Source organism: Pseudomonas sp. TH15, assembly GCF_016651105.1.
Lineage (GTDB): Bacteria > Pseudomonadota > Gammaproteobacteria > Pseudomonadales > Pseudomonadaceae > Aquipseudomonas.
In genome coordinates this window covers 3,575,609-3,590,349 of sequence record NZ_JAEKEL010000001.1, presented here as the reverse complement: position 1 = coordinate 3,590,349, position 14,741 = coordinate 3,575,609, and the positions used below count along the sequence as shown (strand labels likewise).

Sequence of the window (14,741 nt, the reverse complement as noted above, 5' to 3'; positions counted from 1 at the left end):
CGCTTGCGCCTCGAACCGTTGGGCAATGGTCATTGTTGCCGGGAAGTCGGCATGGGTGGCATTGAATGCCAGCAGCACCTGCTCGCGCTCTGCCGCCGGCAGAATCGGCAATTGGTTGATCGCGGTGTCGGGCGATTGCTCCAGCGCCAGCACCAGACTTTCCAGTGCGCAGTGCAGGTAATCGCAGAGGCGCTGTGGATCGACCTCGGTGGTCGCCAGCAACGTCAGGCTGAAGGCATCGCCGAAATCATCGACGCTGAGGGTCAGCGGGTAGTTGGTGCGTTCTTCGGAGCTGATCGTGCTGATGCCTTCCCACGCGGCCAGGGTTTCGGCACCGGCCGTCGCCGCCGTGTGGCTGTGACGGTAATTGAGCAAGGCGCTGAACAGCGGCGTCGGCGCAACCACGCCGCTGCAACGCTGGGCCAATGCCAGTGGCGCGTGTTCGTGGCGCATCAGCGTGGTCAGGCGTTTGTGGGTCGCCTCCACCGCCGCGCGCACGCCTTGCGCATCGACATCGACCCGCAGCGGCAAGGTGTTGATGAAGATTCCCAGTGCTCGCTCGGTGGCTTCGGCGCCCTGCATGCGCCCCATCAGCACCGTACCGAAGACCACGCTGTGTTTGCCGGTAAGCGTGGCCAATACCTGCGCCCAGCCCAGATGAAACAGGCTCGCGGCACTCACGCCGAGCTGCCGCGCCTGCACGCGCAGACGCTGGCCAAGCAGCGGGTTGATCGGCTGGCTCAGTTCGGCGATACCGAGGCCGTCGCCCTGCACGTCCTGCAAACCGTACGGCAGCGTCGGCTCGGCAATGTCCCCGAGCATCTCGCGAAAAAACGCCTCGTGTTCGGCTTCGCTGATGCCCAGTCGCGCTTGCGCCACGTAATTGCGAAACGGCACCGGGCGCCCGAGCGATTCACCCTGACCGGTAAGGCAGGCGAGCAGTTCGTGACGCACCACGTCGAGCGCCGAGTGGTCCAGCGCCATGTGATGGAACAGCAACGTCGCGACCACGCGCTGACCGTCCTCATCCCACGCGTAGGCCAGACGCATCATCGGGGCGTGCTTGACGTCGAGGCGGAAATGCCGCGCATCGAAGCGCTCGTGCAATTGCTGCAGCGCATCGGTATCGCCGTCTTGCAACACGACCTCTTCCATCGGCAACTGCGCCTGGCGCCAGACCACTTGCAGCGGTACGTCCAGCCCTTCCCAATGCACCGCCGTGCGCAAGATGTCGTGGCGATCGATGACCTTTTGCAAGGCTTGAGCGAAGTCCTGCAGACGCTCGCGGCTGCTGAACGCAAAGTACGATTGCATGACGTACGGATCGCCCTGCTCGTTGCTGGCGTGGTGATAGAGAATGCCTTCCTGCAACGGCGCCAGGGGATAGATGTCCTGCACATTGGCAGCGCCACCCGGGACGGCGGCGATCAAGCGGTCGAGGGTTGGCTGATCGACTTCAGCCAGGGTCACCATCGCCGGCGTGATGTGCGTGCTGCCGGGAAGAATGTCGTTGGCCGGCACGTCGATCTGATCGGCCCGGGCGGCCGAGTATTGCCCCGCCTTGATCAGTTCGATCAGTGCCGGTTTATGCTCGCGCAGCGCCGCCAGCAGCGCCGGATCGCTCAACGCCTGCTTGTTACCGTTTGCGCGCAATTGCTCATCGGTCACCGCCAACTGAATGTCTTTTGCTTTCAGGGTTGCCAACAGTTCGAGCACATTCACAGGACGATCTCCATTCTTTCCGTAATTGCGGCGTAGCCGGCCAGGGTCGGTTGTTCGAACAACGCCCTGACATCGGCTTCCATGCCTTCCTGACGCAACCGGCCGATCAGACTGACCGCCAGTAATGAGTGACCACCCAATTCAAAGAAATGGTCGTGGCGCCCTACCCGTTCGACGTTGAGCAACTCGGCCCAGAGCCGTGCGAGGGTGATTTCGACGTCGCCGACCGGCGCTTCGTATTCGCGTGTTTTCAGCGATTGCTGATCCGGCGCCGGCAGCGCCTTGCGGTCGAGCTTGCCGTTGGGGCTCAGCGGCAACGCATCGAGATGCACGAACACGGCGGGCACCATGTAGTCCGGCAAGTGCTCGAGCAAATGACTGCGCAGCACGTCGATGTCCAGCCGTTCTCCGGTGTAGTACGCGAGCAGACGTTTATCGCCGGGCACGTCTTCACGGGCCACCACCACGGCCTCCTGCACGCCTTCGATCTGGGCAAGCCGCGCCTGAATTTCTCCCAGTTCGATGCGCAAACCACGGATCTTCACCTGATCGTCGTTACGGCCCAGGTATTCGATGTTGCCGTCAGGCCGATACCGCGCGACGTCGCCGGTGCGGTACATCCGACCGTTGGCCTGGAACGGGTCGTCGAGGAAGCGCTCGGCACTTAGCTCAGGCCGGTTCAGATACCCCCGCGCAACCTGTACGCCGCCGATGTACAACTCGCCGACCACGCCTTGCGGCACCGGCTGCTGGTGCGCATCGAGGATGTACAGGCGGGTGTTGGCGATCGGTTTGCCGATCGGGGTGTTGTCCGCAACCTGCTCGATAGGCCCGGCGCAATCCCACGCGGTGACGTCGACAGCCGCTTCGGTCGGGCCGTACAGGTTATGCAATCCGCTGCCCGGCAATTGCAGTTTGAAGCGCCGCACCAGACTGCCCGGCAACGCTTCACCACTGCACATCACCTGACGCACGCCGTCGCAGCGCGCGGTGTCGCTGTTGGCGAGGAACACATCAAGCATCGACGGTACAAAGTGCAGCGTGGTGATGTTTTCACGCTCGATCACCTCGCTCAGGTACTGCGGATCCTTGTGCCCGCCGGGCTGGGCCATGACCAGCCGTGCGCCGGTCATCAGCGGCCAGAAGAACTCCCACACCGACACGTCGAAGCTGAACGGGGTTTTCTGCAACACCGAGTCGGCAGCGCTCAGGCGATAGGCGTCCTGCATCCACAGCAAGCGGTTGACCACACCGGCATGCTCGTTGACCACGCCTTTGGGCTGGCCGGTCGAGCCGGAGGTGTAGATCACGTACGCAGTGTGCTGTGGCGTCAGCGCCGGGATCTGCGGATTGTCGGCAGACAAGGATTGCCGGCTGTTCTGATCGAGGTCGACTACCGTTGCCGAGATGTCTTGCAGCAACGCGCGGGTCGCCGTGTGCACCAGCACCACGCTTGGCGCGCTGTCCTCGAGCATGTAGGCCAGACGCTCCGGCGGATAGGTCGGGTCCAGCGGTACATAACCAGCGCCAGCCTTGTTGATCGCCAGCAGGCCGATGACCATTTCCAGGCTGCGCTCGACGCAGATCGCCACCCGCGAATCCACTTGCACGCCAAGGCTGATCAAGTGCCTGGCCAAGCGATTGGCGCGCTCGTTCAACTGGGTGTAGCTCAATGTCTGATCGCCGATGACGAGCGCCACAGCCTGTGGCGTACGCCGCACCTGCGCCTCGAACAAACCGTGCAGCGTCTGCTGCAAATCGTAATTGACGTGGGTGTCGTTGAGGCCGAACAGCAACGCCTGTCGCTCCTCTTCCGGCAACACGCTCAGGCGGTTCAAGGGTTGCTGTGGCGTGTGTTCCAACGCTTCAACCAGCGCGCTCAGCGCGTTATGCATGAACTGACCGATGCGCGCCGCCCCCAGGCGCGACGGGGTCATTACTGTCAGTTCAAAAGCGTTGCCCAGATCATCGACGTTGAGGGTCAACGGATAGTTGGTGCGTTCCTCACCGGCCAGGGACTGGATGCCTTGCCAGGCTTCACGCTTGGCGTCCTGGCGGGTTTCATTGTCGCTGTGCCGGTAGTTGAGCATCGCACTGAACAACGGCGACGGCGCCGCGACACCGCTGCAACGCTGGGCCAGTGCCAGCGAAGCATGTTCGTGGGCCAACAGCGCACTGAGCCGCGCATGGGTCGCCTTGACCCCGGCGCGCACGCTGGTTTCGTCGACCTCCACGCGCAAAGGCAAGGTGTTGATGAACATGCCCAGCCCGCGATCCGCGCCCGCCCCGCCCTGCATGCGGCCAAGCAGCACCGTACCGAAGACCACCCGCTCCTGACCGGACGTTGCCGCCAACACTTGCGCCCAGGCGAGGTGGAACAGACTGGCAACGCTGACGCCCAGCAACCGCGCCTGACTGCGCAGACGCTGCGCCACCACGGCGGGCAACGGCTGGCAGACTTCCTCGATGTCATTGCCGTCGCCGTGCACATCTTGCAAACCGAATGGCAGCGTCGGTTCATCGATGTCCCCGAGCATCTCGCGGAAGAACGCTTCGTGCTCTTGCTCGCTGACGCCAAGTCGGGTCTGCGCAACATAATTGCGGTACGGCACAGCGGCCTCCGGCAGCCACTCATCACCCTGTAAAATCGCCTGCATTTCTGCGCTGACCACCGCCAGCGCAGTGTGGTCCATGGCGATGTGGTGGAACAGCAGCATGGCCACAACGCGCTGATTGTGAGGATCGAGGGCATACACCAGACGCATGAGCGGCGCCTGTTCCAGGTCCAGACGCCAGTGCCGCGCATCGAAGCGCGCACGCAACTGATCGATGGCATCACCCTGCGCCGGCGCCGGCTCCAGCGCCACCGCGTGTACCGGCAGCTCGGCACACCGCCAGACCACTTGCACTGGCGCCGTGAGCCCTTGCCAGGCAATGGACGTGCGCAGGATGTCGTGGCGCGTCATGACCTGGCGCAACGCCGCAGCGAACGCTTGAACCCGCTCGATGCTGTCGAACGCCAGACACGATTGCAGCAGGTACGGATCGCCCTGCGCGGCGCTGAGGTGGTGAAACAGAATCCCTTCCTGCAACGGCGCCAGCGGATAAATATCCTGCACGTTGGCCGCGCCGCCCGGCACCGTAGCGACGATGCGCTCGATGCTGGCCTGATCCAGTTGCACCAGTGGCAGCATGTCCGGGGTGATGTGCGTGCAATCGGCGGCAATCAGATTGTCCGGCACTGCGACCTCGCGACCGCTACCCACCGCCGCAGCGAGTGCGGCCAACGTTGGTTGGCTGAACAGCACGCGCACGTCGGTGCTCAGATCGACCTGGCGCATGCGTTCGATCAGCGTCACCGCCAACAATGAATGCCCGCCCAACTCGAAGAAATTATCGTGACGACCGACCTGCTCGACGTTGAGTACGTCCGACCAGATCTGCGCCAGCGCGATTTCCACCGAACCTTGCGGTGCAACATATTCGCGGCTCAACCACGCCGTTTGATCCGGTTCCGGCAATGCCTTGCGGTCGAGTTTGCCGTTGGCCGTCAGCGGCAGTGCTTGCAGGCGCACGTAGGCGGCAGGCACCAAAGCTTGCGGCAACTGCGCTTGCAGATGATTGCGCAAATCCTCGATCTCGACGTTCAGGCGTTCGGTAAACCACGCCAGCAACTGGCCGTCGCGCACCAGCACCACGCAATCCTGCACGGCTTCGTGACCGCTCAGCGCCGCTTCGATTTCGCCCAGCTCGACGCGCACGCCGCGCAGTTTGACCTGATCATCGTTACGTCCTTGGTATTCGACGCTACCGTCGGCGAGCCAGCGAGCAAGATCGCCAGTGCGGTACATGCGCGCCTGTGGCTCATCGCTGAACGGGTCGTCGAGGAAGCGCTCGGCGCTCAGCTCTGGCCGGTTCAGATAACCGCGCGCCACACCGGCACCCCCGACATACAACTCGCCGGCGACGCCGACCGGTACAGGGCGCTGCTGGTCGTCGAGCAGGTAAACCCTGGCGTTGGCCATTGGCCGACCGATGTGCAGCACCTGCCCGGCCGCGACGGCGCCGGAGGTGGCAACCACCGTGGCTTCGGTCGGGCCATAGTTGTTGATCACCGCGAAGGTCTGTTCACGCGGGAACTGGCGCAATTTGTCGCCACCGATCAACAGCGTGCGCAAGGTCGGATGACCGAGGTCGCGACTGAACGCATATTCGGCCACCGGCGTCGGCAGGAAACTCACCTGCAACGGCTGCGCGCGCCACCATTCCAGCAATTCATCCAAGTGCTCGTTGCGCACCGACTGCGGTGGCAGGTGCAGGGTCGCGCCGACGCACAGCGCCGGCCAGACCTCCCACGCCATGGCATCGAAACCAAAGCCGGCGACACTCGACGTGTGGCTGCCGGCGCGCAGATCAAAGGCCTCGCAGTGCCAGTGCACAAGGTTTTCCAGTGTTGCGTGTTCGACCATCACGCCTTTCGGCTGGCCGGTGGAGCCGGAGGTGTAGATCACATAGGCCAGATGCGCCGGGGTCAGCGTCGGCAATTGCGGGTTACTGTCGCAGAGCTGTTGCCAGGTGGGGTTGTCCAGATCAATCAGCGGCACGCTTCCAAGCAAATCAGCCGTCGCAGCCTGCCCCAGCACCGCCATCGGCGCGCTGTCCTGCAACAGATAGGCGATGCGTTCCGCCGGGTACGCCGGGTCGACCGGCACATAACCGGCGCCCGCCTTGAGGATCGCCAGCAACGCGACAAGCATGTCCGGGCTGCGGCGCAGGCACACGGCGATGCGGTCGTCGGGCTGCAAGCCGAGCCCGAGCAAGTGATGGGCCAGGCGATTGGCGCGCTGATTGAGCTGCGCGTAGGTCAGTTGCCGCGTGCCTTGAACCACTGCCAAAGCATCCGGTTGCTGCTCGGCCTGAGCTTCGACCAAGCGGTGGATCGTCGCGCCACGCGGATAGGCCGCTGAGTGCTGGTTGAAGCCGACCAGCACGTGCTCGTACTCGGCCACCGAAAGCACTGGCAAACGGTTGAGCGGACGTTGCGGCGTCTGCTCCAGTGCCGTCACCAGATGTTCGAGTGCGGTGTGCATGTAACTGCAGATTCGTTGCGCACCGATGTCGGCGAGCGCCAGCACGTCCAAGGCAAAACCTTCGCCCAGATCATCCACCGACAGGGTCAGCGGATAATTGCTGCGCTCCTCGCCGCCAAGCATGCGCACGCCTTGCCAGATGCCCTGACCGTCGTGCGGCTGTTGTTCGGCGGCGCTGTGCCGGTAGTTGAGCAAGGCGCTGAACAGCGGTGCGGAACCGGTCATGGCACTGCAACGTTGGGCCAGCGCCAGTGAGGCGTGTTCATGACCGAGCAGCGCCGTCAGCCGTGCGTGGGTGGTTTTCACCCCGGCGCGCACGCCTTCCGTGAGATCGACCCGTAGCGGCAAAGTGTTGATGAACACCCCCAACGTGCGGTCGGCACCCTCGCCGCCCTGCATGCGCCCCATCAACACAGTGCCGAACACCACGTCGCGGCGCCCGGACACCACGCCCAACACCTGCGCCCAGGCCATGTGCATCAGGCTCGCCGGGCTGACACCCAACTGCCGCGCCTGTTCACGCAGGCGCAGATTGAGTGCGGCATCGACCGGTTGCAGCGCTTCTTCAATGCCGCGCCCATCACCCTGCACATCCTGCAAACCGAAGGGCAAGGTCGGCTCGTCGATATCACCGAGCATCTCGCGGAAGAACGCTTCGTGTTCCTGCTCATCGGCGCCGAGACGGGCCTGCGCCACGTAGTTACGGTACGGCATCGGCGGCGTCAGGGTGTCGAACTGATCGAACATCAACGCGTGCATTTCCCGACCGATAACGTCCATGGCGGTGTGGTCGAGAATCGAGTGATGGAACAGCACGATGGCGACCACTTGCTGTTGCAACGGATCCTCGGCATAGACCATGCGAATCAGCGGCGCCTGATTCAGGTCGAGGCGGTAATGCCGGGCATCGAAACGTGCGTGCAATTGTTCGAGAATGTCGCCGTTCTGCGCCTCCAGCGGCACTTGCTGCACGACCATTTGCGCTTCGCGCCAGACCACCTGCTGTGGGCTGGGCAAACCCTCCCAGACCACGCTGGTGCGCAGAATGTCGTGACGGGCGATGACCTGCTGCAAGTGTGCGGCGAAGGTCTGCAAACGTTCGAGACTGTCGAAAGCCAGACGCGATTGCAGCAGGTACGGATCGCCCTGTTCAGCGCTCAAGTGGTGATAAAGAATGCCTTCCTGCAGCGGTGCCAGCGGATAGATATCCTGCACATTGGCGGCGCCGCCCGGCACCGTGGCGACGATGCGCTCGATGCTGGCCTGATCCAATGTGGTCAGGGTCAGCATGTCGGGCGTGATGCGGGTGCAATCGGCCGGAATCAGATTGGCCGGCACTTCGATTTCCCGTCCACTGCCCAAGGCACGCGCCAAAGCAGCAAGGCTCGGTTGGTTGAACAGCACCCGCACGTCGGCGCTCAAACCGGCCTGACGCATGCGTTCGATCAGGCTCACCGCCAGCAGCGAATGGCCACCGAGTTCGAAGAAATTATCGTGACGGCCAATCTGTTCGATGTTCAGTACGTCGGCCCAGATTTTCGCCAGCGCAATCTCCACCGAACCTTGTGGCGCTTCATATTCGCGGCTGAGCCAGGCGTGCTGATCCGGCTCGGGCAAGGCCTTGCGGTCGAGTTTGCCGTGAGCGGTCAGCGGCAGGCTGTGCAGGCGCACGTAAGCCGCCGGCACCAACGTGTCCGGCAGTCGGGTTTGCAGGTGGCGATGCAGGTCGCCGGTTTCGACAGGATCGATTTCGGTGAACCATGCAACCAGACGCCCATCACGCACCAGCACAACGCATTCGCGGACCTTGTCGTGGGCGCTCAACGCCGCTTCGATTTCGCCAAGCTCGATGCGCACGCCGCGCAGCTTCACCTGATCATCGTTGCGCCCCAGGTATTCGATGTTGCCGTCAGCCAGCCAGCGCGCGAGGTCACCGGTGCGGTACATGCGCGCCTGCGGTTCATCGCTGAACGGGTCGTCGAGAAAGTGTGCGGCGGTCAGTTCCGGTCGATTCAGGTAGCCACGTGCAACCCCGGCGCCACCGACATACAACTCGCCCTGCACACCGCTCGGTACAGGTTGTTGCTGACGATCCAGCAGATAAACCCGCGCATTGGCGATCGGCCGGCCGATGTGCAAAACCCGGCCGGGCTCGATCAGCCCGGAAGTCGCTACCACCGTGGCTTCGGTCGGACCGTAGTTATTGATCACAGCGAAGCTCTGATCACGCGGAAATTGCCGCAACTTGTCGCCACCGATCAGCAGCGTGCGCAGGGTTGGATGGCCCAGTTCACGACTGAATGCGTATTCGGCCACCGGGGTCGGCAGAAAGCTCACCTGCAGCGGTTGCGTGCGCCACCACTCGAGCAATTCATCGAGGTGTTCATTGCCGATCGAAGACGGCGGCAGGTGCAAGGTCGCGCCGACACACAGTGCCGGCCAGACTTCCCACGCCATCGCATCGAAACCGCAACCGGCGACGCTGGCGGTGTGGCTGCCAGCGTGCAGATCGAAGGTTTCGGCGTGCCAGTGCACGAGGTTTTCCAACGTCCGGTGCTCGACCATCACGCCTTTCGGCTGACCGGTAGAACCCGAGGTGTAGATCACGTAGGCCAGATTCGCCGGCGTCAGCCCCGGCCGTTGCGGATTGTTGTCCGGCAAGTGCTGCCAGTCGCTGGCGTCCAGATCGATCACCGGCACCCTGCCGAGCAGTTCACGTGTCGACGCCTGCGCCAGCACCGCGATCGGGTCGCTGTCCTGCAACAGGTAGGCGATGCGTTCAGCCGGGTAATCCGGATCAATCGGCACATAACCCGCGCCAGCCTTGAGAATCGCCAGCAGCGCAACGAGCATGTCCGGGCCACGCCGCAGGCACAACGCGACACGGTCATCGACTTGCACGCCGAGGCCGATCAAGTGATGGGCGAGGCGATTGGCGCGCTGATTCAGTTCGCGGTAGCTGAGCCGTTGCTCGCCTTGCACCACCGCCAGGGCCTCGGGATGCGCCGCCACTTGCGCTTCGAACAGGCGCGGCACGGTCTGCGCGGGCGGGTATTCACGACCGCTGATATTGAAGCCGACCAGCACCCGTTGGCGCTCGCTCGGCGACACAATCGACAGTTGCTGCAACGGCGCCGTCGGCGTGTACTCAAGTGCCGTGACCAAACTGTGCAACGCTGTTTGCAAGTAATCGCAGACCCGCGCGCCATCCACCTGTGGCACGGCTTGCACGCTCAAACGGAAACCTTCGCCGAGGTCGTCGACACTGACCACCAGCGGATAATTGCTGCGCTCGCGCGAGCTGAGAATCTGCACGCCATCCCACGCTACAGCGGCCGACTCGGGCGCACTGTGGCGGTAGTTGAGCAAGGTGCTGAACAGCGCCTGCGAACCGGCGACACCGCTGCAACGCTGGGCCAGCGCCAGCGAGGCTTGCTCGTGACCAAGCAACCGCGCCAGGCGCGCATGGGTGGCACGCACGCCGTTTTCTACCGATTCAACACCGACGCTGACGCGCAGCGGCAAGGTGTTGATGAACATGCCCAGCGCCCGATCAGCGCCGTCTCCGCCCTGCATGCGCCCGAGCAGCACGGTGCCGAACACCACGTCCTGCTGGCCGGAAACCTGTGCCAGGACCTGAGCCCAGGCCTGATGCACCAGGCTCGCGACACTGATACCGAGACGCCGCGCCTGCTCGCGCAGACGTTGGCCGAGGCCGGCATCCAGCATCAAGTAACTGTCGAGAATATCGCTGCCGTCGCCGTGCACGTTCTGCAAACCGAAGGCCACAGACGGCTCGTCAATGTCGGCGAGCATCTCGCGGAAAAATGCTTCGTGGGCCTGATCATCGGCCCCGAGCCGCGCCTGTGCGACAAAGTTACGATACTGCACCGGCGGCGGCAGATCGACGCTATGGCCGAGCATGACGTCGCTCATTTCCGCAACCAGCACTTCCAGAGCGGTGTGATCGAGGACGATATGGTGCATCAGGAGAATGCCGATCCAGCGGTTGTGCGACCGATCTTCGGTGTAGACAAAGCGCATCAGCGGCGCGCGATTGAGGTCCAGGCGATAGTGCCGCGGATCGAAACGCGCCTGCATCTGCGCCAGTACATCGCCGTCGAGCTCATCGGCATCGACGCGTTCCAGCGCCAGCGGCGCCTCGCGCCAGACCACTTGCACCGCCTCTTCCAGCCCTTCCCAGACAATGCCGGTGCGCAGAATGTCATGGCGCTTGATCACGCTGTTCAAGGCACGGACGAAGTCTTTGATCTGCGCCAGACCGTCGAAGGCGAATTGCGTCTGCAACACATACGGATCACCGGTACGGGTTGCCAGATGGTGATAGAGAATCCCCGCCTGCAACGGCGCCAGAGCATAAATATCCTGCACATTGGCAATACCGCCCGGCACGCTGGCGACGACACGGTCAACAGCGGCTTGATCGAGATGGGTCAGCGGCAACATGGCCGGGGTAATGCGCGAGCATCCCGGCTCGATCAGGTTGTCCGGCACGACGATGACGCGCTCCTTGCTCAAGGTCGCCGCCAGCGCCGCCACGCTTGGCTGGCCGAACAGCACGCGCACGTCGCAATGCAAATCCTGCTGACGCATGCGCTCGATCAGCTTCACCGCCAGCAACGAATGACCGCCGAGTTCGAAGAAGTTGTCATGGCGACCGACCTGCTCGACGCCCAGTAGTGTTTGCCAGAGCCCGGCAATCAGCGTTTCCACGGCACCGACCGGTGCTTCGAAACCACGCCGGGCAAAGGCCTCGCTGTCCGGCGCCGGCAAGGCTTTGCGGTCGAGCTTGCCGTTGGTGGTCAGCGGCAAAGCGTCCAGACGCACGAACGCGCTCGGCACCATGTACTCAGCCAGCGACGCCAGCAGTTGATCGCGCAATTGCGCCACGTCCGGCGCGGCGCCTGCGTCGGCCAGCCAGTAAGCGACCAGACGTTGATCGCCGGGGCTGTCCTCACGAGCGATCACCACGGCTTCACGCACGCCTGCGCAGGCCGCCAGGCGCGCCTGGATTTCCCCCAGCTCGATGCGGAAACCGCGAATCTTCACCTGATGATCGATGCGGCCCATGTACTCAATGCTGCCGTCGGCGCCATAACGGGCGAGGTCGCCGGTTTTGTACAACCGCGCATCGGCGTTTTCACCGAACGGATCATTGATAAAACGCTCGGCCGTCAGCGCTTCACGGTTCAGATAACCGCGCGCGACACCTGCGCCGCCAACGTACAACTCGCCAATCACGCCGGCCGGAACCGGTTCACGCTGAGCATCGAGAACATACAGTTGCAGGTCGGGAATGCGCACACCAATCGGGCTGACGCCGACCAACTGCGCGTCGGCAGCCTGCAACGGCCGATAGGTCACGTGCACGGTGGTTTCGGTGATGCCGTACATATTCACCAACCGCGTTCCGGCATTGCCGACCCGCGCATACCACGGCTTGAGCAGGCCCGGCTCCAACGCTTCGCCACCGAAGATCACTTCACGCAGCGAGTGCTGCAACGGGCTGCGACCCTGTGCGGCGATCAATTGGCGGAACGCGCTCGGCGTCTGGTTGAGCACGGTTACGCCGGTTTTACACAGCAGTGCATAGCAGTCGTCTGGCGAGCGGCTGACGGCTTGCGGGACCAGCAGCAATTGCCCGCCAAACGCCAGCGCGCCCCAGATTTCCCACACCGAGAAGTCGAACGCGAAGGAATGGAACAGCGCCCCAATGTCCTGCTGATTGAACTCGAACCAGTCCTGGGTGGCAGAGAACAGGCGCGCCACGTTGCGGTGCTCGACCATCACGCCTTTGGGCAAACCGGTGGAGCCGGAGGTGTAGATCACGTAGGCCAAATGGGCTGGTGTCAGTTCGGGGATCTGCGGATTGCTGTCGAGTTCGGCCTTCAGGTGGCCGCTGTCGAGGTCGATCTGCGGCACGTCGAGATCGGCGACGCACTCGCGCGTCGCGGCTTGCAGGAGCACGGCTGCCGGGGCGCTGTCCTGCAAGGTGAAATGAATACGCTCCAGTGGATAGGCCGGGTCGATCGGCACGTAACCGGCGCCGGCCTTGAGTACGCCGAGCAGGCCGATGATCATTTGCGGGCCACGTTCGACGCAGATAGCCACGCGATCGTCAGGACGAATGTTCAGCGCCAGAAGGTGATGGGCGACCTGATTAGAGCGGCGGTTGAGTTCGCCGTAGCTGAGCGTCTGCCCTTCGAAAATCAACGCCGTGGCGTCCGGGCGGGCGTGCGCACGGGCTTCGAATTGCTGGTGAATCAGCGGCGTTTCGGCGAACTGCGCCAGCGGAGCATTGCCGCCGTGCAGCAGCTGTTGGCGTTCGCTGGCCGGGAGGATTTGCAGAGTGTGCAGCGGCGCATCAGGCGTGTGTTGCAGGGCCGTGGCCAGGCTTTCCAGTGCGGCATTCAGATAAGCCGTCATGCGCTCGGCGCCGAGCACGGCATCCGCCAGCGCGGTGATACGCAAGTCTTCGCCGAGGTCATCGATGTTGATCGTCAGCGGATAGTTGGTGCGCCCTCGGACGCCCACCATTTGTACACCGGAGGCAATGTCGATCACGTCAGCGATTGCTTCGGCGCTGTTGTGCCGATAATTGAGGATCGCGCTGAACAGTGGCGTTGGCACAGCCACTGCGCTGCAGCGTTGGGCCAGGGCCAGCGAGGCTTGCTCATGGGCCAGCAACGCGGTCAGGCGCCGATGTCCCGCCAGCACGCCAGCACGCACGCTTTGCTCGCCGACATCAACCCGCAGCGGCAGCGTGTTGATGAACATCCCCAACGCCTGCTCACCGCCCTCGCCCGCGTCCATCCGCCCCAGCAGCACAGTGCCAAACACCACCGCCGTGCGCCCGGACAATTGCCCCAGCACCCGCGCCAGTGCCAAGTGCGTCAGGCTTGCAACACTCACGCCCAACTGCCGAGCCTGTTCGCGCAACTGCCGGATCAAGCGACCGTCGAGCATCAACGAGGCTTGCTCGATGGCGTGGCCGTCGCCCTGTACATCCTGCACACCGCACGGCAGCGTTGGCTCGTCGATGTCGGCAAGCATCTCGCGGAAAAACGCTTCCTGAGCCTGCTCATTGCCAGCATTGCGTGCCCTGGCCAAATGATCGCGATACGGCACCGCCGCCGACACTTGCGCGGTCTGCCCGAGCAGATAGGCCTGAATTTCCCGGCGTATCACCTCCAGCGCCACGTGATCAATGATCATGTGATGAAACAGCAACAGCGCGACAACGCGGCCCTCGGCGGGATCCTGCGCATAGACGATGCGCAGCAGCGGCGCTTGCTGGATGTCGAGACGGAAGTTCTGTAGCGCGTGACGTTCGAGCAGTTGCGCCAGCACGTCGGCACCGCTATCAACGATGATTTCCTGACACACCAGCGGCGCCTCGCGCCAGACCACTTGCACGGCCTCGTCGAGGTATTCCCAGACAAACGAAGTGCGCAGGATGTCGTGCCGTTTGACCACCCAACGCAACGCCTGCGCGAACGCCTCCAGCCGTTCCTGGCTGTCGAACACGAAGAGCGCCTGAGAGCTGTAGGGGTCGCCGGCAACCGCCGAGAGATGGTGATAAAGCATGCCCTCCTGCAACGCGGACAGCGGATAAATATCCTGCACATTGCCGGCACCACCCGGCACCGTGGCAACGATGCGGTCAAGCGCTTCCTGCTGCAGATTCACCAGCGGCAGCATGTCCGGGGTGATGCGAAAGGCCGGGCTCAACCAGTCACCGCCGTGTTCGGCGACCAGCTCCAGCAGTTGCGCCTTGTGCGCCGAAAGGCTATCCCACAACGCATCATCCAGCGCGTCGTCGCTGCCCAGAATGACCAGGTCTTCATCTTCCTGTTGAAGGCGGATCGCATGGGTGGAAATAACAGCCATCAGTTCGCTGAAATGCAT

General features: G+C 63.4%; 1 protein-coding gene and 1 pseudogene (1 of these 2 cut by a window edge). Both read right to left on the bottom strand.

Annotation, left to right across the window (positions count from 1 at the left end; all coding sequences use genetic code 11):
- A pseudogene (locus JFT87_RS16120) lies at window positions 1–1,722 on the bottom strand (non-ribosomal peptide synthase/polyketide synthase); it reaches 16,112 nt to the left of the window's first position.
- Window positions 1,719–14,741 (bottom strand): non-ribosomal peptide synthetase, encoded by a 13,023-nt coding sequence (locus tag JFT87_RS16115; RefSeq protein ID WP_201202739.1) that lies wholly within the window; start codon window positions 14,739–14,741, stop codon window positions 1,719–1,721. The pseudogene JFT87_RS16120 and the gene JFT87_RS16115 overlap by 4 nt, the downstream one beginning before the upstream one ends.

Bases quoted from the DNA above. Each gene is read 5' to 3' on its own strand.
- JFT87_RS16115 (WP_201202739.1), bottom strand. From the start codon at position 14,741: ATGCATTTCAGCGAACTGATGGCTGTTATTTCCACCCATGCGATCCGC.